This window comes from Terrabacter sp. Soil811 (assembly GCF_001429655.1).
GTDB lineage: Bacteria > Actinomycetota > Actinomycetes > Actinomycetales > Dermatophilaceae > Terrabacter.
The window spans coordinates 35102-54018 of record NZ_LMSX01000009.1; the positions used below are offsets into that span (position 1 = coordinate 35102).

17 protein-coding genes and 1 tRNA gene are annotated in these 18917 nt (G+C 70.6%); 5 read left to right on the top strand and 13 right to left on the bottom strand.

From position 1 onward, the window contains the following. Positions 1–29: 29 nt before the first annotated feature. The 9 genes from ASH01_RS15790 to ASH01_RS15830 all read right to left on the bottom strand — a co-directional run bounded on the left by ASH01_RS15790 (position 30) and on the right by ASH01_RS15830 (position 9954). Positions 30–1187 (bottom strand): acetate/propionate family kinase, encoded by a 1158-nt coding sequence (locus ASH01_RS15790; RefSeq protein WP_056777895.1) that lies wholly within the window; start codon positions 1185–1187, stop codon positions 30–32. After that, positions 1184–3289 carry a phosphate acetyltransferase gene (pta, locus tag ASH01_RS15795; RefSeq protein WP_056777897.1) on the bottom strand — a complete coding sequence of 702 codons (2106 nt, stop codon included), beginning with the start codon at positions 3287–3289 and terminating at the stop codon, positions 1184–1186. Before pta ends, ASH01_RS15790 begins: the two co-directional genes overlap by 4 nt. A gap of 9 nt (positions 3290–3298) precedes the next feature. Then, positions 3299–3814: an OsmC family protein gene (locus ASH01_RS15800; protein ID WP_056777900.1), complete on the bottom strand. Its 516-nt coding sequence runs from the start codon at positions 3812–3814 to the stop codon at positions 3299–3301. A gap of 115 nt (positions 3815–3929) precedes the next feature. Next, positions 3930–4760 (bottom strand): DUF72 domain-containing protein, encoded by an 831-nt coding sequence (locus ASH01_RS15805; RefSeq protein ID WP_056777904.1) that lies wholly within the window; start codon positions 4758–4760, stop codon positions 3930–3932. Positions 4761–4798: 38 nt separating this feature from the next. Then, positions 4799–5878 carry a sulfite oxidase gene (locus tag ASH01_RS15810; RefSeq protein ID WP_082619908.1) on the bottom strand — a complete coding sequence of 360 codons (1080 nt, stop codon included), beginning with the start codon at positions 5876–5878 and terminating at the stop codon, positions 4799–4801. A gap of 77 nt (positions 5879–5955) precedes the next feature. Next, positions 5956–6819, bottom strand: coding sequence for an enoyl-CoA hydratase/isomerase family protein (locus ASH01_RS15815; RefSeq protein WP_056777911.1), 864 nt, complete (start codon positions 6817–6819; stop codon positions 5956–5958). A 21-nt stretch (positions 6820–6840) separates the two neighbouring features. Further along, a complete protein-coding gene (locus tag ASH01_RS15820; RefSeq protein WP_200961808.1) occupies positions 6841–8250 on the bottom strand; it encodes a Dyp-type peroxidase in 1410 nt (469 codons plus the stop codon). Between the two features lie 8 nt (positions 8251–8258). Then, a complete protein-coding gene (locus ASH01_RS15825; protein ID WP_056777913.1) occupies positions 8259–9389 on the bottom strand; it encodes a DUF4331 family protein in 1131 nt (376 codons plus the stop codon). Positions 9390–9417: 28 nt separating this feature from the next. Next, positions 9418–9954, bottom strand: a complete 537-nt coding sequence (locus ASH01_RS15830; protein ID WP_056777917.1) for a hypothetical protein — start codon at positions 9952–9954, stop codon at positions 9418–9420. A 367-nt stretch (positions 9955–10321) separates the two neighbouring features. Between ASH01_RS15830 and ASH01_RS15835 the strand changes: the two genes are divergently transcribed. From ASH01_RS15835 to ASH01_RS15845, 3 genes are all read left to right on the top strand, one after another. Then, positions 10322–10723, top strand: coding sequence for an SHOCT domain-containing protein (locus tag ASH01_RS15835; protein WP_056777920.1), 402 nt, complete (start codon positions 10322–10324; stop codon positions 10721–10723). 132 nt (positions 10724–10855) lie between these two features. After that, entirely contained in the window at positions 10856–11959 is a 1104-nt protein-coding gene (locus tag ASH01_RS15840) for a peptidoglycan-binding domain-containing protein (RefSeq protein ID WP_056778663.1), read from the top strand. A 105-nt stretch (positions 11960–12064) separates the two neighbouring features. Beyond that, positions 12065–12137: transfer RNA gene (locus ASH01_RS15845), tRNA-Ala, on the top strand. Between the two features lie 114 nt (positions 12138–12251). Here ASH01_RS15845 and ASH01_RS15850 read toward each other — a convergent pair. The 3 genes from ASH01_RS15850 to ASH01_RS15860 all read right to left on the bottom strand — a co-directional run bounded on the left by ASH01_RS15850 (position 12252) and on the right by ASH01_RS15860 (position 16669). After that, on the bottom strand, positions 12252–13850 hold the full coding sequence (locus ASH01_RS15850; RefSeq protein ID WP_056777922.1) for a phospholipase C: 1599 nt from the start codon (positions 13848–13850) through the stop codon (positions 12252–12254). Between the two features lie 280 nt (positions 13851–14130). Continuing rightward, a complete protein-coding gene (locus tag ASH01_RS15855; RefSeq protein WP_056777924.1) occupies positions 14131–15726 on the bottom strand; it encodes a dolichyl-phosphate-mannose--protein mannosyltransferase in 1596 nt (531 codons plus the stop codon). Between the two features lie 67 nt (positions 15727–15793). Then, complete coding sequence (locus ASH01_RS15860) at positions 15794–16669, bottom strand: CPBP family intramembrane glutamic endopeptidase (RefSeq protein WP_082619910.1); 876 nt, start codon at positions 16667–16669, stop codon at positions 15794–15796. Between the two features lie 64 nt (positions 16670–16733). Between ASH01_RS15860 and ASH01_RS15865 the strand changes: the two genes are divergently transcribed. Further along, a complete protein-coding gene (locus ASH01_RS15865) occupies positions 16734–17471 on the top strand; it encodes a dienelactone hydrolase family protein (RefSeq protein ID WP_056777927.1) in 738 nt (245 codons plus the stop codon). A 58-nt stretch (positions 17472–17529) separates the two neighbouring features. Beyond that, positions 17530–17910, top strand: a complete 381-nt coding sequence (locus ASH01_RS15870) for a hypothetical protein (RefSeq protein WP_056777931.1) — start codon at positions 17530–17532, stop codon at positions 17908–17910. Positions 17911–18296: 386 nt separating this feature from the next. Here the strand turns inward: ASH01_RS15870 and ASH01_RS15875 are convergent, their stop codons facing one another. After that, on the bottom strand, positions 18297–18905 hold the full coding sequence (locus ASH01_RS15875; protein ID WP_056777933.1) for a DinB family protein: 609 nt from the start codon (positions 18903–18905) through the stop codon (positions 18297–18299). Positions 18906–18917: the final 12 nt, after the last annotated feature.

An 18917-nucleotide genomic window follows, 5' to 3' on the forward strand; every position in this document is an offset into this window, starting at 1 on the left:
ATCACCACGAACCGGCGTGAGGTGGGCGGTCAGCCGACGAGGTCGGCCGTCTGTCGGGCGATGGCGAGCTCCTCGTTGGTCGGCACGACCGCGACGACGACGCGTGACCCGTCAGGAGAGATGACGCGTGCCGCGCTCGAGCCCGACGCGTTGAGGTCCGCGTCGACCGTGATGCCCAGCTCGGCGAGCCCGTCGGCGACCGCGGCCCGGACAGGGGCGCTGTGCTGTCCGATGCCCGCCGTGAAGACGAGCACGTCGGCCCCGCCGAGGATGGCGAGGTAGGCGCCGACGTAGTGCTTGAGCCGGTGGACGAAGACGTCGAACGCGAGACGCGCATCCGCGTCCCCCGCATCGACTCGCTGCACGAGCTCGCGGAAGTCGTTGACACCGCTCAGCCCGAGGACGCCGGACTTCTTGTTGAGGAGCGTGTCGATCTCGCCGAGCGTCATCCCTGCCTCTCGGGCGAGGTAGGCGTGGAGCCCGGGATCGACGTCGCCAGAGCGGGTGCCCATGACGAGACCCTGCAGGGGCGTCAGGCCCATCGACGTCTCGACGGCCTGGCCACCGCGCACCGCGGACGCCGAGCACCCGTTGCCGAGGTGGAGGATCACCTGGCGCAGATCAGCGAGGGGGCGACCCAGCAGGTCGGCCGTCGCCTGCGCGACGAACTGGTGCGAGGTGCCGTGGAAGCCGTAGCGGCGGATGGAGTGCTTCGCGGCGAGGTCGCGGGGCACCGCATACGTCGACGCCGCGGCCGGAAGGGATGAGAAGAAGGCGGTGTCGAAGACGGCGACGTGGGGCACGTCGTAGTGCTGCCGAGCGGCCTCGATGCCGATGACGGCAGCCGGGTTGTGCAGTGGCGCAAGGGCGCTCAGCGCCCTGATGCGGTCGAGCACGGCGTCGTCGATGACGACCGGCTCCGAGAAGTCGGGGCCGCCGTGGACGACGCGGTGACCGACGGCGCGGAGCGGCACCTCGTCGAGGTCGACTCCGTCGGCGTGCAGCTGGGTCGTCATCGCCTCGAGCGCGGCCGAATGGTCGGTGACGTCGCTGCCCGCCTCGCCGATGCGCTCGACGATCCCACCGGCGCGGACCTCGCCCGACTCCGCCACGACGAGCTGGTACTTGAGCGATGACGAGCCGGCGTTGAGGACGAGGACGGGCCTGTCGTGGGTGGACTCCGTCACTGGCCGGCTCCCTGCTGCTCGGTCGAGACGCCCTGCGCCTGGACGGCGGTGATGGCGACGGTGTTGACGATGTCGTCGACGAGGGCGCCGCGGGAGAGGTCGTTGACCGGCTTGCGCAGACCCTGGAGCACCGGGCCCACCGCGACGGCGTGCGCGCTGCGCTGCACGGCCTTGTACGTGTTGTTGCCGGTGTTGAGGTCGGGGAAGACGAAGACCGTGGCGTGGCCGGCGACGTCGGAGTCAGGCATCTTGGCCCGACCCACGACGGGGTCGATGGCGGCGTCGTACTGGATCGGCCCGGCCAGCGCGAGATCCGGTGCCCGCTGGGCGATGAGCTCCGTTGCGGCACGGACCTTCTCGACCTCGGCGCCGGAGCCGCTCGTGCCGGTCGAGTAGGAGAGCATCGCGACCCGCGGCTCGATCCCGAACTGCTGCGCGGTCTGCGCCGAGGAGATCGCGATGTCGGCGAGCTGCTCGGCCGTCGGGTCGGGGATCACCGCGCAGTCGCCGTAGACGAGCACCCGGTCGGCGAGACACATGAGGAAGACGCTCGAGACCGTCTTGACCCCGTCGGCGGTCTTGACGAACTCGAGCGCCGGACGGATCGTGTGCGCCGTCGTGTTGACGGCGCCGGACACCATGCCGTCGGCGAGGCCGAGGTGCACCATCATCGTGCCGAAGAACGAGATGTCGGTGACGACCTCCCGGGCACGCTCGACGGTCATGCCCTTGTGGGCCCGCGCCACGGCATACTCCTGCGCGAAGCGCTCGACGAGGTCGGCGTCGGTGGGGGAGACGACGGTCGCGGCGTCGAGGTCGAGCCCGAGCGCCGACCCGCGGGCCCGCACCTTCGTCTCGTCGCCGAGCAGCGTCAGGTCGGCGACGCCTCGTCGAAGCAGCACGTCAGCGGCCTCGAGGATGCGGTCGTCCTGGCTCTCGGGGAGCACGATGTGCTTGCGGTCGGAGCGAGCCCGCTCCATGAGCTGGAACTCGAACATCAGCGGCGTGCGCACCTCGGAGGCCGAGACGTCGATGGCGGTGAGCAGGGCGGCCTGGTCGACGCTCTCGGAGAAGAGCCGGCGTGCCGTCTCGATCTTGTTGCGCGATCCCTTCGTCATCGGACCGCGCACCTGCATGAGCCGCTCGGCCGTGCGGAAGGTGCCGTCGTCGGTGAGGGCGATCGGCAGGTCCTGCTGAACGCCGGCCGACAGGCGCGAGATCGTCTCGGGGATCGGGTAGCCGCCGGTGAGGATGATCCCCGCCAGGGTCGGGAAGGTGCCGGACTGGTGGGCGAGCAGGAGGCCCGGGATGAGGTCGGTGCGGTCGCTCGGCGCGATGACGGTGACGTCCGGGCCGAGCCGGGCGAGCACGTTGGGCAGGCTCATCGCCGCGACGACGAGCCCGAGACTGTCGCGGTCCATCCACGACTCGCTGCCGAGGACGAGCCGCGCCCCGATCGCGTCGGCGAGAGCCCGGAAGCTCGGCGCGGAGAGGAGCGGGTTCTCGGGGATCGCGGCGGTGACCGGGAAGGGCAGGGTGCCGAGCACGGCCCGCACCTCGTCGAGGTCGGCCGGGTCGACGCGGTTGGCGACGACGGCGACGGTCTGGGCGTGGTTGGCGCGCAGCTCGGTGATGGCACTGTCGGCGGCGACGCGGATCTGGTCGGGCGTGCGGTCGCGGCCGTGCACGACGAGCACGACGGCCGAGCCGAGGTTGGCGGCCACCCGAGCGTTGAAGGACAGCTCGGTGCCCGTCGAGACGTCGGTGTAGTCGGAGCCGAGCACGATGATGACCTCGAAGCGTGCGCTCAGCGCGCCGAACCGCTCGACGATGACGTGCAGCGCCTCGTCGGGGTCGTCGTGCGCCTGGGCGTAGGTGACTCCGAGTGCCTCCTCGTAGGTCTGCTCGACGCCGGGCTGGCTGACGAGCATCTCGACGATGTGGTCGACCTCGTCGTCGAGACCGGTGCCCCCGAGGGTCGTCAGCGGGCGGTAGACACCGACCGACCCGACCTCGCGCAACAGGGCGTCGAGCAGGCCGAGGGCCACGGCGGACTTGCCCGTCAGGCCCTCGGGCGAGGCGACGTAGACGCTTCGGCTCACGCGACGAACCTATCGGTCCCGCGGCGCCCGGCGCCGCACCTCGATCGTCGGTGGCTCCCGGAGCGACTGGCCGACGACGCAGTAGCGCTCCGTGGCGGTCGCGAGCCGTTGCAGGGTGGTGTCGTCGGCGTCCGTCGTGACCTCGGCGACGACCCTCGGGCCGAGGACCCCGACCGGTGCCGTCCGGTCGACACCGAGCGTGCCGCGCGCGTCGAACGTCGCCTCCGCCCGAACCTCCACCTCGCGCAGGTCGACGCCGAACGCGACCGACACGGCGTGCAGCGTCACCCCGGCGCACGCGACGAGCGCCTCCATGAGCATGTCGCCCGAGCACGCATCGGACCCGTCGCCGCCCGCGGCCGGGTGCAGCCCGGCGCGGACCGCCCCAGCGGCGGTGCGCACCTCGACCGTGACCGGTTCGCCGAAGACGGCGCTCGCCGACACCGGGTGCAGGGCCGCGCCCGGGTCCTCGCGGTAGCGGGCCTTGAGGGGCTCCTGCGCGGCCCGGAGCTCGTCGCGGTTCACGGCGCCTCACCCGCGTGCTGCTCGGTCATGACTGTCTCCCGTCGTCCGAGGACTCTCGTGACGACACCGTATGCCGCGTGGTCTCCGCGCGGACGCATCGACCTACGTCCACGGCTCAGGCGACCGTGGACAGCCCGAGCCGCCGGACGAGGCCCACCGCGTCGTGCGGCGCGTGACCTCTCGCGTCGTTGTCGAAGTAGAGGTGGACGTCGTGCCCCTGCTCCATCCAGTGGTGGCAGGTTCGCGCCCACCGGTCGAGGGACTCGTCCGTGTAGCCGCTGGCGTAGAGCTCGGTCTCGCCGTGCAGCCGCACGTAGCGGAAGTCGCTCGTCGCGTCGTCCATGACGGGCCACGTTCCTGCGCTGTCGGCGATCACCATGGCGACGCCGTACTCAGCGCAGAGCGCCCGGGCCTCCTCGGTGTCGAAGCTGTCGTGACGCGGCTCGAGGGCGTGCCGCATCGGGACGTCGACCTCGCACGTCGTCAGGATGCGGTCCTCCTTGAGCTTGTCGTCGTGCTTCTCGGCCAGCCGCGCGGCCTCGCCCGTCGAGCGTGGCAGCAGCTGGAGGAAGCTCCGGACACGGTTCGGGTCGAACTCGATGCGGGCCGGCAGCTGCCACAGCACCGGGCCGAGCTGGGGGCCGAGCGCGAGGACCCCGCTCGCGAAGAAGTTGGCCAGCGGGGTCTCGACGTCGCGCAACGCCTTCATGTGAGTGATGAAGCGCCCACCCTTGACCGCGAAGGTGACGTCGTCGGGCACGGCAGCCCGCCACGCGGCATACGAGCTCGGACGCTGGAGGGAGTAGAAGGAGCCGTTCACCTCGATCGACGTCATCCGCTCGGCGGCATACGTCAGCTCGAGCCGCTGGGGAAGACCCTTCGGGTAGAAGTCGCCGCGCCACGACGGGTAGCGCCAGCCGGAGACGCCGATCCTTGCGTGGGGCATGTCCGTCCCTTACCCACGAGGCGGCCGCGGGTGCGCGGTCAGCGCACGTCGACGTAGGACACCTCGACGGCGTTGTTCCCGTATCCGAGCCGGTTCCACGGTGGGACGTCCGGCTGCTCGTTGCCTGCGGCGTCGGTCGCCTTGGCGCGGATGCTGTACCGCCCCGGCAGGGCGACGTCCCACTCGTAGGCCCAGCTCTGCCACTGGTGCGGACCCTGGGGGGCCTCGACCACGGCAGGGCTCCAGTCACCTTCGCCGGTGAAGCTGAGGTCGACGTTCGTGACCGGCCCGGTGCCCGACCAGGCCTTCCCGCGGATCACGTGGGTGCCCGGCGTGAGGACCGCCCCCGGCGCCGGGTCGGTGACGCGTGCCCGCACGCGCATCGTCGTCACGCGCTCGTGGGGACGATCCGGCCACTCGTACACGTAGTGCCCGGTCTGGAACTCGCCCTCGAACGGCTCCGTGACGACGTCGATCCTCTTGAGCCACTTGACCGAGGCGACGGCGAACCAGCCTGGCACGACGATCCGGAACGGCGCCCCGTGGTCGCGACCGAGCGGGCGTCCGTTCATCTCGTAGGCGATGAGGATCTCCGCAGCCGGGTCGAGAGCGTGCTCGAGGGTCAGCGAACGGACGAACGTCAGGTCGGACTTCACGGTCTGGGCGAGCACCGGGTTGAGGAGGTAGGAGCCGCTGTCGGCGCCCTCGAAACGGACCTCCACGCCGGCGGGATCGGGCTGCGTCCGCTCGAGCACGTCGCGCAGCCAGGTGCCCGTCCACACGGCGGTGGAGACGGCATACGCCCCCCATGGCTCTCCCGCGGGCAGCGGCCGCGTCTCGAGCCGCCCGTTTCCCGCGCACTCGAGCGTGACGGCCCGCTCGACGGACGGCAGGGCGCGCAGGTCGTCCAGCGTGAGCGTCGTGGGAGAGCCCACGGCGCCACCGATCTCGAGCGTGCCGTCGTGCTCCGGCAGTGCGAAGTTGCTGCGGACGTAGTGCTGCTCCGTCGGGGTGGTGTCGCCCGTCAGCCCTTCGGGTGGGGCCTCGGCGTTGAACGGCTGTTGGTGGATCATCGTCAGCGCGGACCGGGCTCGTCGGAGACTGTCGTCAACCAGCATGGTGGGCTCCTCGTCGATCAGGGGGTCGATCAGGGGGTCGAGCAGGGGGTCGAGCAGGGGTGTCGATCACGGCTCGGTCAGTAGTCCGAGTCCTGGAAGTGGGGGTCTCGGTTCTCGTTGAAGGCGCCGATACCTTCGACCCGATCGGGGTGCACGGCCGAGCGCCAGTGGGCGTCCATCATGATGGCGACGGCTTGCTCGATCGGCTGTCCCTCGCCCAGGTGAACCGCACGTTTGACGGCCTGGACGGCGGTCGGCGAGTTGCTCGCGATCTTCTCCGCGATGGCCAGCGCGCGGGACATGAGGTCCGCCTGCGGGTGCAGCTCGTTGACCATCCCGATCCGGTGGGCCTCGTGCGCCGTGACGGGGTCTCCGGTCAGGAGCATCTGCAGGGCCCGTCCCCGTGGCAGGAGGCGGGGGAGCAGCGCCGGTGAGCCGCCTCCGGCCGAGAGCCCGATCATGGCCTCGGGTTGGCCGAAGGTGGCGTTCTCCGACGCGATGATGAAGTCCGTGCTCTGGGCGATCTCGGACCCGCCGCCGTACGCGATCCCGTTGACGACGGCGAAGATCGGCTTGCGCAGCTGGCGGAGTGTGTAGAGGGTGCGGTCGAAGTCCTGCCGCTGCCGCAGCCACTGCTCCTTCGTCATGCTCTGGCGCTGGCGCAGGTCGCTGCCGACCGAGAAGGCCCGCTCACCGGCGCCGGTGATCATGGCGACGCGGATGGAAGGCCGCACGGCGATCGTCTCGAGCACCTCGGTCAGGCGTGCGCCCATCTCGGTCGTGATGGCGTTGTCGGCGAGCGGCCTGTTCAGGGTGATCACGGCGACGGTGTCCCCGGCCACGTACTCGACGAGCACGGAGGGCTCGGCTGCGTCCTCGTCGGGGGGAGGCGGCGCGAAGTCAAGGGCCTTCCAGCGGTCGGTGCCGGTCGTGTCGGACATGCGCTCTCCTCGTTCGGTTGATCAGTCTTCAGGGAGCTCGGCGAGCCACCGCAGCGCTCGCAGCCCCGGGGCGAAGCAGTACTCGCCGCCCCGGGTGACCACGAAGGGCGGCACGTCCGGCAACCTGCGACGGATGGGGTGCTGCGGGATGGTGAAGGCGCCGGACCCGTCGGTCGCCCCGACGAGGGGGTCCTTCTCGGCGGGCGCGCCGATGAAGATCCCGTCGTTGAGCCACTGCGTCTTGACGAACTCGAACTGGCGCTTGAGGTGCGCCCCCGCGAAGACGAAGATGATGCCCCGGTCCTCGCCGTCGTCCTCGAGGACACCGTCGGGCAGCATCGGACCGTAGCTCGTACCCCGGCGGATCATGCGGTGCAGCCGCACGTCGACGCTCATCTCGTGGTCGAGTGAGTCCCTCGGGTTGGCGCGTCGGGCATGGGCTCCGGCGGGGCACTTGAAGCCGCGCAGGTCCGAGGTGTAGCCGAAGTCGTTGTTGCGTCGGGCGTCGCTGCCGAGCTCGGGGTCGTCCTCGTCGGGGGAGAGGACGAGCGGCGCGCCGCTCTGCCACCGCCCGACCATCTTGGCTCCGAGCAGGGCCTCCTCCTCACGGGTCCTCGCCTTGTCGCGGAGGTACTGGCGGTAGGCGGCGACGCGGGTGTGCAGCTTCCTGAAGACGATGTACGTGCCGTTGCGGCCGAGGACCTCAGGGGTCGGCATGGGCGCCAGGCCGCCGGTCTCGTCGGGGTAGCCGAGGATGAACTCGCCCGCCTTGATGGGCGGCTCCCCGCGGTTCGTGGTCGGCGTCCCCACCCCTTCCACGGCGGGCTGCCCGATCCCGTCCTTGAAGCCGAACGACGTGCGTCCGGTGGGCAGCTGGTAGCAGTCCTGGCGCCAGATCACCTCGACGCCCGGGATCTCCTCCTGCGCGTGGCGGGCTCGAGCCACCACCGACTCGAGGTCGGCGGCATCGGGGGCGAGCGCGGCCAGCGCGACGTGCACGTCACGGGTGCCCAGGGGCTTCTCCCAGAGCTCGGGGCTGCTCGCGCCGACGTCACCGAGCTCGGCCGCGCGGGCCGCCATCCCCTCCCGGAACTCCGGGGCGAAGCTGTCCAGCGACTCCTCCGGGACACCGAGCACCCTGAGGCCCTCGTAGGTGAACGCCACGGTCAACCAGGCGCCGGACCGCGGTGCTGCGGAGGCCGGCCCCGGCTCCAGGAGAGGGAGCAGCCGTCGGATGAGCTCCCGCCCGTCGGCGGCCTCATGGATCTGGAGGAGCAGGTAGGTGCCGACGTACGGCGAGGGCCGCTCGTAGAGCGCGCCGCCCTGGATGTCGTCGATCTCGAGCGGGGGCCCCGCGGGCGCTCCGGTCGTCTCGGCGGTCCCGGCCCCCGGAGAGGCGCTCGTGGTGGAGGCGGGCGTCGGCGGGTTCACGGCCCGACCTAGATGTGCGCCGGCGGCACAGGTGGCTCCGGGTTCGGGTCGGCGAGATACGGAAAGGATGTCGAGGCAGGCATGCTCGCCCCATCGACGCCGTCGCTGATGGCGGGCCCGAGGCCGGCGGTGACGAGCAGGGTGAAGATCGTGTCCATCACGTCGTCGTTGAGGGCGCGCCCACCGCAGGTGCGGTGCGCCTCCCCGTTCATGAGTGCTCGCTCGATCTCGAAGAAGGTGCCACGCTCCGCGTACGGCTTGCTGACGTCGACGACGAGGAAGTCGTCGAGCATGACCCCGCGGAGGGCATGCGCTCCGCTCTCGTCGACCGACCAGTCCGCCTTGCCGTCGAGGCCGTCCCAGAAGGCGAGGTTGGCGTCCAGTCGAGCCCGGTAGGCGCCCTTGTACCCCTCGGCGAGGTGGAAACCGTCCTCCATGTTGTAGAGGTCGCGGATCTCGAGGTCGCGGTTGACCTGGTCGAACTGCTTCGGCGCGAGCATGAGGTTCTTGACCTCGGGCCGGCCGACGCGCTCGATGCGGACGTTCAACCTGCCGCGGGTCAGGGTCTCCGCGATGACGCCCACGAGAGCGACATCCGCGCCCACGAGGGTGGCCACGTCGAGCTCGACGACGATGCTGAGGACGTTCTTGCCGTCGAGGAAGATGGTCCCGGGCTGCGCGAAGCTGAGCTCCCCGGTGGCGATGGTCTTCAACGCGGCAGGAGCGTCCATGAAGAACGGGTCCCAGCGGACGCCGGCGAAGACGCGCAACGGGTCGGTGGAGCCGCCGCTCCGCTCCCCGGCACGGAACGACTGGCTGACGCCGCCCGAGGTGCGGACCACGCCGTCCTGCGCGTGCGGACCCTCCGCGTCCGGCTCGTCGAAGACGACGTCGACCGTGACCTCGCGCTCGGCGATGTCGAACAGTCTGGGGCCGCCGCCGGCGCGGGCCGTGAGCTGGCGCAGGCGGAACCGGTAGATGAGCCCGTCCGAGAAGTGATCGCCGGGCTGGGCGAACGGCAGCGTGTTCATGACGAGCACCAGACGTCCGGGCCGCTGCGGGCTCGGGAAGGCGTACACGTCGGTGATGTCGGCGATCGGCTCGGCCAGCGCGCGCGGGCCGGAGATGTGGTCGGACATGCATTCGCTCCCGAGGTAGGGCTGTCGACTAGTCCGCGGCCACGTCGAGCAGCGGTCGCAGCGCTGGGTGCTGCAAGGCGTCGGCTGCCCCGGGGTCGTCGAGGACCTCCTGGAACGCGTCGTTGACCGTGATGGCCTTCCGGATCTGCTTCACCGTGCCGCCGTAGTTGCGGGCGTAGCCACCGGCGGTCTGCTGGGCACTGAGGATGAAGTCCTTGACCGCCTGCAACGACGGGAGTCCCTCGTAGCCCACGACGTGCTGGAATATCGAGTCGAAGAGCTTGAGCGGCTTCGACGCGAAGTCCTCCATGTACGCGTCCCAGGGCCCGTCGAAGCTCGTGGCGAAGAGAAGCCGCGTGTCGTCGTCGAAGGGGACGAAGCGTGCCTCGTGGATGGAGGCGATCGGCATCTCGTAGTCGCCGGGCCGGTAGCCGGGCGCGTCCTGCAGGTCCCGAAGGGCCTGGTGGAGAGCCTCACCGTGTCCCGGCTTGACGTGGAAGAACAAGCTGAACTCGCTGGTGGGACCGACGCTGACGCCGGGCCTGGAACTTGTGTCGGAACCCATCACCGATGCCCTGTCTCTCGTGTGGCTTCTGTCCGGTGTCGTGCTGCCCCGAGCGAACGGTGTCATCCGGTCCACTCGCCGCCCGGGGCCCCACGAGAGCCCTCCCACCGATCCCACCGTCACGGTTGAGCGCGGGGTGAACATCACCCCCAAAGTATGAAAGAGCACGTGAGATGGCAGCCCCGGACAGCACGTCGGGGGGAACGTGAGGCCGGGCACGCTGGGGGAGGCCGGCAGTTACAGCCGGTTTTCGTCGGAACGGTTCACCCTCAGCGGTTGAGGCACCTCGCCGGCTCCGTGGGCAGGCTGAGGTCAACGGCGCACGTCAGCGCCCTGATCACCGCTACACCGCACCGAGGGGACTGACATGGACAACATCACGAACAACTTCTGGGACGTCTTGCTGTGGAGCTTCTGGTTCTTCATCTGGATCGCCGCGATCACCGTGTGGTTCCGGTGCATCTTCGACCTGTTCCGTGACCGCGAGCTCAGCGGCTGGGGCAAGGCGGGCTGGGCCGTTCTGCTCATCCTCGTGCCCTGGTTGGGCGCCCTGATCTACCTCATCGCCCGTGGGCGCAGCATGACCGAGCGTCAGATGACGGAGATGGCCCAGATGAAGGCCCAGCAGGACGAGTACATCCGTCAGGCGGCCGGCTCGCAGGCGGCGGAGAGCCCGTCGGCCCAGATCGCCAGCGCGAAGGGGCTGCTCGACTCCGGGACCATCACCCAGGACGAGTTCGACGCTCTCAAGGCCAAGGCGCTGGCCTGACGTGGGTGAGCCGCCGTGCTGCCCCTGACCGGCCCGTCCGACACCTCCGACAGCACTGGGGTCGGAGGGCGTCCGTCCGGCGCGCGTCGCCGGAGTCGGGTCCGCGTCGGGGGCTGCGCGGTGGCGATCGCGATGGCGGTTGCCGCCTGCAGCACCGGGACGGCACTGCCCGATGCGCGGGTGTCCGTCAAGGAGCAAGCGCTGGCCAGGGCACGGACGGACGCCGCGGCGGCAGCGGCGCACTTCTGCACCACGGCGGCCGACTACGTCACGGCGGTCGACCGCTACGGGGACGTGCTGACGGCGACGGCCCCGACGGTGGGGGACGTGCAGACGGCAGGTGCCGACCTCGAGCAGCCGCGTGCGGACGCCACCGCAGCCGCCACGGCCGCGGTCGACGCCCAGGCTGCGGTGGTGACGGCAGAGCAGGAGCTGGCGGCCGCCCAGGCAGCCGCGGCCGCGGGGAACACCACGGCTGGGTCATCGTCGAGCGCCACGACCCCGGCGGCGAGCCAGAGCCCGACACCGACCGTGCCGCCGGCGACGGTGAACCGGGTCACGCAGGCCGAGACCGAGTTCACGGCAGCTCAGCAGGGCATCGGTGCTCAGACGCCCCTGCGCCAGGCCTCCCAGCAGTTCAACGCCGCCGCAGTGGCGCTCGAGATGTCGTGGCTGGCCCTGTTCGCCGACGCAGGGTGTCTGACCGACGAGGCGCAGAAGTCCGCCCAGACGGCGGTGCACGACTACACGGCCACGCTGCAGAAGTCCCTCAGCGAGGCCGGATACTTCACCGGCAAGGTCGACGGCGTGTACGGGCCGTCGACGGTCGACGCCGTGCAGGCGCTGCAAAAGGCCCACGGACTGCCGGTCACCGGCACGGTCGACAAGGCGACGCAGGAGGCCCTCCAGTCCGACCTGCAGGCCAAGGGAGGCGCGGCCGCGCAGGAGGAGCTCGCGTCGACGGCCGCCGTGCAACAGACCCTCAAGCTCGCCGGCTTCTGGGACGGTCCCGTCGACGGACGGTGGACACCTGCCCTGACGGAGGCGCTCAAGAAGTTCCAGGCAGAGCTCGACGTCCCTGCCACCGGGACGGTCGATGCCGCGACGGTCGCCGCGCTCGAGAAGGCCATTGCCGAGGCCGGCAAGCCGACGCCCTCGCCAAGCCCTTCTGGGTCTGAGACGTCCACGGCGCCGACGCCGTCAGCGGCGACGCCGAGGGCGTCCGCGACGTCCTAGTCGCGGTGCTTTGCCGGCGCTGGGTGCCGACGATCCACCACGCTCTGCGGGCGCGGGTCGATTGGGTATGCCGGTCGGCGTGGTGTTATCGTTCCTTCGCACCAAGGGGCTGTGGCGCAGTTGGTAGCGCGTCTCGTTCGCAATGAGAAGGCCAGGGGTTCGAATCCCCTCAGCTCCACACATGGCAGAAGGCCGGACGTGTTCGTCGTCCGGCCTTCTGCCATCTGTGGATGGGGATTCGGGAGGAGACGGAGCGACGGCTCCCCTCGGCTTCACCCACCGAACGGGCTCGTCACAGGGCCTTGGGCTGACCGGTCTCCGGGTCGAGTGTGAGGCGCGGGGCGCGGGCGCCGTGGCCGTCGTCTCCGGGGGTCCGGAAGGTGAAGAGGTTGGTCAGGGGTCCGGCCTTCTCGTCGAAGGAGTAGTTGCCCACCCGCCCGGTGTTCCAGTTGTCCTCGATGAACCTGAGGATCGAGGTCTGGTCGGTGACCGAGTGGTCGACGAAGTTGCGTTTGGCGAACGGCGAGATGACGAGCAGCGGCTGCCGTGGACCGTAGCCACACCGGTCCAGGTAGCCGCCGGCGATCCGGGCGGGGTTGGTGCCGCAGGCGCCGGGCCCGGTCAGCGCATCATTGGCCTCCCGGGACTGGTTGACGATCGGCGACATCTGGTGGTCGTACCAGCCGTCGCTGTCGTCGTAGGCGATGACCACGGCGGTGTGCTCCCACTGGGACGACTTCTGGAGCTGGTTGAGCGTCTCGACGAGGAAGCGCTGCTCGTCGAGCGGCGTGGAGTATCCGGCGTGCCCATCCTGGTAGGCGGCCGCCTTGAGGAAGCTGACCGACGGCAGGCTGTGAGCTCGCACGGCGGACCAGAAGTCGGTCAGGTCGTACTGGTGGTTGGCGGGTCCGGCGTGTCCGATCTCGGCCGTCGACGTCGGACGCGTGTGGTCGGGGTTCGCCGTGCTGGCGTAGTACTGGAACGGTTCGTGGTGCGGGATGTAGTCCTTGCTCACGACCCCGCCGGCGTCGGTGTGCGAGGCCGCGCAGTCGGCGAAGCCTCCCTGGAACCAGCCCCAGCTGACTCCTTGGGCGTTGAGCAGGTCGCCGACGTTTCGATTGCGGGGGTCCACCGACGAGCTGGTGTCGCGGGTGTCGCAGATGTCGCCCTTCGGCTGGGGGTCGCCGATCATGGTGCCACTGGCGGCCGGCACCGCCCCGCCGTCCGGGCTGAACCCGTGGGTCTGCCCCGAGACGAGGTTGATGGCACCAGGCGTGGAGGGCCCGAAGGTGCTGCTGAAGTGGTTGTCGCTCATCGCGAAGTGCTGCGCGTAGTTCCAGAGCGCCGTGACGGTGTTGCCGTCGTAGTAGCCCATGACCAGACCCTTGCCGTGGCCGTAGTCGGCGCAGACGCCGGCACCTCGGCCGACGGTCTCGACGAATTTGTCCATCAGCCCGTGGTCGAAGGCCAGCTGCTCGTCCTTGTAGTTGTGGTCCTGGTCGCAGGTCTGTGCCTGGGATCGGGCCAGACGGAACGGCTGGACGGAGTTGGGGTTGTTGGGCGACTGCAGGGAGACGCCCAGCCCGTTGACGCTCGGCGTGCCGGGTGCCGGTCGGAACGAGGGTTCACCGGCGGTATTCACGGCCTGCGGGTAGGTGGCGAAGTAGTGGTCGAAGGAGACGTTCTCCTGGTAGATGACCACGAGGTGCTCGACCGGCGTGGCCGTGGCCGGGTGCGATCGGGCTGCGACCGGGTGCACCTCGGACACCGCACCCGCGTCCGCGACGAGGGGATGTGAGGCCGTGGTCGGCCCCGACGCAGCGAGGAGGGCGAGGAGGCCGACCGCCGCCGCGACTGGCGCGTGAGCTCGGCCTAGGGGAGAGAACGTCATCAGGACTCCTTTGAGAAGGGACAGCGCGCTTCTGGGGAGCGGTCTTCCGCGCTCTCGTCCGCAGATGAGGGGTCTCCTCACCTGCTCCCGAAACGGGCGTGGGCGCCGGCCGTACCTCTAGCAGACGGTGGGTCCGAGGGATGGGTCAGATGAACGATGGTGCACCGTTCAGGGTAGACCGTTCTGCCCCGAACGTCCGGATCGTGCACTGACCGGTTGCGGCCGAGGACCGGCGCCTCCGGCAGACGTCCCACCTTGGCGACGGCCGGCCCGCGCGGATTCAGACCCAGCTGGGGAACCACATCCGAGCCTGCCACTCCGACAACGGGATGACGTCGGCGACGTAGATCGGGTGGAAGAACGCGAAGAGGCCGATGGTGACGAGCACGAACGCACCCATGAGCCCGTAGCCGATACGGCGGCGCGTCAGGGAGGCGTCGCGGCCGCCGACGACGAGCCCGAGGACGTAGACGCAGGCGAGCACGGCGTAGGGGACGAACGCGACCTCGTAGAAGGAGTAGATCGTCCGGTCACCGAGGAAGAACCACGGCAGGTAGCCGGCGAAGAGGGCGCAGAGGATCGCGCCGGCGCGCCAGTCGCGGTGCAGCGCCCACATGAAGAGCAGGACGAAGATCGCGAGCGTCGCGCCCCACCAGATCGAGACGGTGCCGATCGAGGTGATCGCCTTGCTGCACTGGTCGACGATGCAGCCGTCGGCGCCCTTCTTCGGGCCCTCGTAGAAGAACGAGGTGGGCCGCCCCTGGATGAGCCAGGACCACGGGTTGGTCTGGTACGGGTGCGAGCTCGTGATCGCCTGCGTCGAGGCGTACATCTGCTGGTGGTAGGCCCAGAGGGAGCGCCACCAGTCGGGCAGCCAGCCGTAGTCGGTGTCGGGGTTGTTCTGCGCCCACGTGCGGAACGAGCCGCCCTTGGTGAGGATCCAGCCGGTCCAGCTCGCGACGTACGTGACGACGGCGGTGACGACGAGCTGCACGAAGGCGTACGGCCCGTCCTTGACGATGCCGCCGGCCGACCAGCCGCGCACGCCGGCTGCCCGGCGGGCCCCGACGTCCCAGAGCACGGTGAGCACCCCGAAGAAGACGAGGAAGTAGAGGCCCGACCACTTCACGCCGGCCGAGAGCCCGAGCATGATGCCGGCGACCCACCGCCACGGACGCCAGCCGAGCCACGGCCCCATCCACGAGGTCGCGGCCCGGGCGCGGTCACCGACCGTGCGGGCCAGCACCTCCCGCGCCTTGTCGCGGTCGATGAGCAGCGCGCCGAAGGCGGCGAGCCCGAAGAACATGACGAAGATGTCAAGCAGGCCGGTGCGCGAGTGGACGAAGTGGTGGCCCTCGAAGGCGAGGAGCGCGGCCGCGACGGTGCCGAGGAGGTCGGAGCGGTAGAGCCGACGAGCGATGCGACCGAGCATGAAGATCGAGATCGTGCCGGCGAGCGCGACGGCGAAGCGCCAGCCGAAGGAGTTGAGGATGCCGAACGGCGCCTCGCCCCAGCCGATGAGCCACTTGCCGACGGGTGGGTGGACGACGAAGTCGCCCTCGGTGCCGTAGACCATCGGGTCGTTGGCGGTGAAGTGCTGGTCGACCTGTTTGGCCTCCTGCAGCACGTCGTCGTTCTTCATCTCGAACCAGTACAGGACCATCGACCAGCCCTGCTTGACGTAGTACGTCTCGTCGAAGATCAGCTGGTGCGGGGCGCCGATGTGCCAGAAGCGCATGAAGCCACCGACGAGCATGAAGAAGAGCGGCCCGGCCCAGCCGAGCCACGCGATGCGTCCGGCGGTGCGGCGGGTCAGCCGGTAGTCGTCGGCCGGGTCCCCGAGCAGGCGAGCGCGCACCTGTCTGGCCGAGTTCATGGGCGACATCGTATGCAGTGGGGCTGGGTGGGCCGCGCGGCGCTCCGACGGCGGCCGGCGGGGGCGGTCAGATCGAGACCCCGCGCGACCGCAGCACGGAGTAGCCGACGAAGGCCACGGTGTCGAGCACGGCATGGCACACGACGAGCGGCATGACGCGCCGGGTGCGCACGAAGACGAGGCCGAGGACGAGCCCCATGACGATGTTGCCGGCGAAGCCGCCGAAGCCCTGGTAGAGGTGGTAGCTGCCACGGATCAGCGCTGAGAGCCCGATGACGAGCGGCCACGACCATCCGGTCTGGCGCCACCGCGTGAAGAGGTAGCCGACCATGATGACCTCCTCGAGGAGGGCGTTCTCGACGGCCGCGAGGACGAGCACGGGAGCCGACCACCACACCGCCTCGAGGTTGGCGGCCGAGACCTGGGTGTTGATGCCGATCGCCTTGGCGAGGAAGTAGAAGCCGAGCCCCGGGATGCCGATGACGGCGGCGAGCCCGAGCCCGCGGAGGAGGTCACGGCCGGGCTCGCGGCGGTCGAGGCCGACGAAGTGGCCGGCGCGCACGTCGACGGCCGGCCTCCGGACGTGGTTGAGCAGGTAGAGCGCCAGGGCGACGGCGACGAGGGGCAGGACGATGCCGGCGAGCTGGTAGGCGAGGTCGAGCCACGGACGTCCCGGCGTGGCCGACTGGTTCATCGCCGTCGTCTGCTGTGACAGCGGGACCGGGCGGGTCAGCTTCTCGATGATGCTGAGGACGGCGTAGACGGCCGATGACCCGAGGCTGACCCCGAGCACGAGGACCGTCTCCCAGCGGAGACCGCGCCGCTCGGCCGGGTCGGTGACGGGGGCCGGGTCCCGTGGCGACGGCCGGGACAGGAACCGCGGGAGGGCGCTGCCGCCGTGGGCGGGGGCCTCGGTCGGTGCCGCACCGGCGTCGCTCGACATGGCGTCACTGTAGTCGCGCGGTGGACTCGGCCCACGGGAGCGCCGACCGCCGTAGGGTCCTTGCATGTCGTTGCTGGCGGGCTGGGCAGGCGGGGAGTTCACCGCGGACGGCTTCGCCTACCCCGTCTACGAACGTGGCGAGGGGCCCGGGATCGTCGTCGTGCACGAGAGCCCGGGCCTGACCCCGGAGGTCATCGAGCTGGGTGACGAGCTCGTCGAGGACGGCTTCACCGTGACGATGCCGCACCTGTTCGGCTCGTCGCACGCGCCACCGCACACGTGGGAGGCCCTGCGAGTCGTGCCGCGGCTCTGCGTCACCCGCGAGTTCACGATGTTCGCGACGGGTCGCACGGCACCGCTTGCCGGGTGGCTGCGTGCCCTCGCGCGGGACCTGCACCTCCGCGTGGGCGGCCCGGGAGTGGGGGCGATCGGCATGTGCGTGACCGGTGGTTTCGCGCTCGCGATGATGGTCGACCCCGTCGTGGTGGCACCCGTCGTCGCCCAGCCGGCGACACCGCTGCCGCTCGGACGGCGGCGGGCCGCAGACATCAACCTGGCGGCTGCGGACCTCGAGGTGGTGCGACGCCGCGTCGCGCAGGGGTGTGCGGTGCTCGGTGTCCGCTACCGCGGTGACTGGGCCACGGGGACGCGGTTCGAGACGCTGCGTCGTGAGCTCGGCGACGGCTTCATCGCGGTCGAGCTCGACGGCCACGACCATGCGACACTCACGGACCACAAGCACCCGGAGGCCGTCGCGGCCGTCCGCGACTTCTTCCGAGAGCGCCTTCGTCCGCCGGGCTGAGTTCAGTCGGGGCGAAACTCCTTGGCGCACAGGGTAGGCAGCGGCATACCGTCTCGGCATGTCATCGGCACTCCGCACCGTCCTGCGCTCCCGTCTGACGACGGCCATGCGCGAGCGCGACCGGGCAGCTGCCAGCGTGCTGCGCACCGCCGTGGCCGCGATCGAGAATGCCGAGGCCCTGCCCGTCGACGACGGCCGCACCGTCGCGACGTCGGCCGACGTGGCCGGGGCGGCTGTCGGGCTCGGGGTGACGGAGGCCGAGCGTCGTCGGCTCGACGACGCCACCGAGCGCTCGCTCGTGGCCGCCGAGGTGCGATCGCTCGTCGAGGCGGGGGCCGCGTATGCGTCCGCCGGGGACCGCGAGCGGGCCCGGGACGCGGCGGCGGGGGTGGCCCTCCTGCGGGCCGTTCTCGACGAGTCGGGCGGGGCCGGCGACTGAGCCCCCCGCCGTCCACAGGGGTGGTGCACAAGCTGTGCACCGACGCGTACAACCGGTGGAGAAGCGGGCCCTTCCTGTGGACGACACGCCGCCCGCCTGTGGACCGCTGAAATGTTTCGCGAAAGCCCTTGCGGACCCCGTCGGTGCGGGATAGAAATCTCTCACGCCCTCCCCTCGGGGAGAGCGGGACGACTCGGAGACGAGGGTCCACACGGTGGGGCAACCCACCGCGGCAGCCGGGTGACGAGGCGGCCGGGACCGGAGACGACGAGAAGTCGATCGGGAGCGTCATCATCGACCGATCAACCAGAAGGGCCCTTGAGACTCATACTCCCAAGGGCCCTTCGCCTTTGTGCTGCAAGCGTTGTGCTGCAACGGAACTCGCGTCAGGCGCTGCTCCGCTCGGCCGGCCTCCACGGTGTGAGCCACGGCGTCTGGGGCCAGCCCTCCCGGGCGGCCACGAGCTCGTACGTCGTCGCGCCGTCGATCGACTCGCGGACGATGTCTGCGTGCCCGGCGTGCCGGGCGAGCTCCTCGACGAGGTGCATCGCGACCCAACGCACCGACCACGCGTCGACGTCCTGGGGGAACCACGGGGCGTCGCGCGGCACCGGCACAGCGGCTCCGAGGTCGGCCCGGCGGAGCACCTCGCGGGTCGTGTCGCCCTGGGCGGCGAGCGCGGCCAGGAGCGACTCGAGTGAGTCACCGTCGGTGACGCGGAAGTCGTCGCCCCAGGCGGTGGCCTGCTCCTCGAGGGACCGGTCCGGCGGGCCCGGCGCCTCGGGCGCCGCAGCCATGCGCTCGGTCCAGCCGCGCTCGCACGTGGTGACGTGCTTGACGAGGCCGCCGATGCTGAGGGTGCCGGCGGTCGGTGCGAGTCGGATCTGCTCCTCGGTCAGGCCGAACGCGACGGTGGCGAAGGCGTCGCGCTGCTGGTCGAGGTAGGCGATGAGACTCTCGCGCTCGTCGGCGACGGGTGGGACGTGGGCTGCCATGTCTGGTCCTTC

What these genes read in the sequence shown, in the direction of transcription:
- ASH01_RS15805 (WP_056777904.1), bottom strand. Translation starts at nt 4,760, where the DNA reads ATGCCCCACGCAAGGATCGGCGTCTCCGGCTGGCGCTACCCGTCGTGG.
- ASH01_RS15810 (WP_082619908.1), bottom strand. Translation starts at nt 5,878, where the DNA reads ATGCTGGTTGACGACAGTCTCCGACGAGCCCGGTCCGCGCTGACGATG.
- ASH01_RS15815 (WP_056777911.1), bottom strand. Translation starts at nt 6,819, where the DNA reads ATGTCCGACACGACCGGCACCGACCGCTGGAAGGCCCTTGACTTCGCG.
- ASH01_RS15825 (WP_056777913.1), bottom strand. Translation starts at nt 9,389, where the DNA reads ATGTCCGACCACATCTCCGGCCCGCGCGCGCTGGCCGAGCCGATCGCC.
- ASH01_RS15830 (WP_056777917.1), bottom strand. Translation starts at nt 9,954, where the DNA reads ATGGGTTCCGACACAAGTTCCAGGCCCGGCGTCAGCGTCGGTCCCACC.
- ASH01_RS15835 (WP_056777920.1), top strand. Translation starts at nt 10,322, where the DNA reads ATGGACAACATCACGAACAACTTCTGGGACGTCTTGCTGTGGAGCTTC.
- ASH01_RS15840 (WP_056778663.1), top strand. Translation starts at nt 10,856, where the DNA reads ATGGCGGTTGCCGCCTGCAGCACCGGGACGGCACTGCCCGATGCGCGG.
- ASH01_RS15850 (WP_056777922.1), bottom strand. Translation starts at nt 13,850, where the DNA reads ATGACGTTCTCTCCCCTAGGCCGAGCTCACGCGCCAGTCGCGGCGGCG.
- ASH01_RS15855 (WP_056777924.1), bottom strand. Translation starts at nt 15,726, where the DNA reads ATGAACTCGGCCAGACAGGTGCGCGCTCGCCTGCTCGGGGACCCGGCC.
- ASH01_RS15860 (WP_082619910.1), bottom strand. Translation starts at nt 16,669, where the DNA reads ATGTCGAGCGACGCCGGTGCGGCACCGACCGAGGCCCCCGCCCACGGC.
- ASH01_RS15865 (WP_056777927.1), top strand. Translation starts at nt 16,734, where the DNA reads ATGTCGTTGCTGGCGGGCTGGGCAGGCGGGGAGTTCACCGCGGACGGC.
- ASH01_RS15870 (WP_056777931.1), top strand. Translation starts at nt 17,530, where the DNA reads ATGTCATCGGCACTCCGCACCGTCCTGCGCTCCCGTCTGACGACGGCC.
- ASH01_RS15875 (WP_056777933.1), bottom strand. Translation starts at nt 18,905, where the DNA reads ATGGCAGCCCACGTCCCACCCGTCGCCGACGAGCGCGAGAGTCTCATC.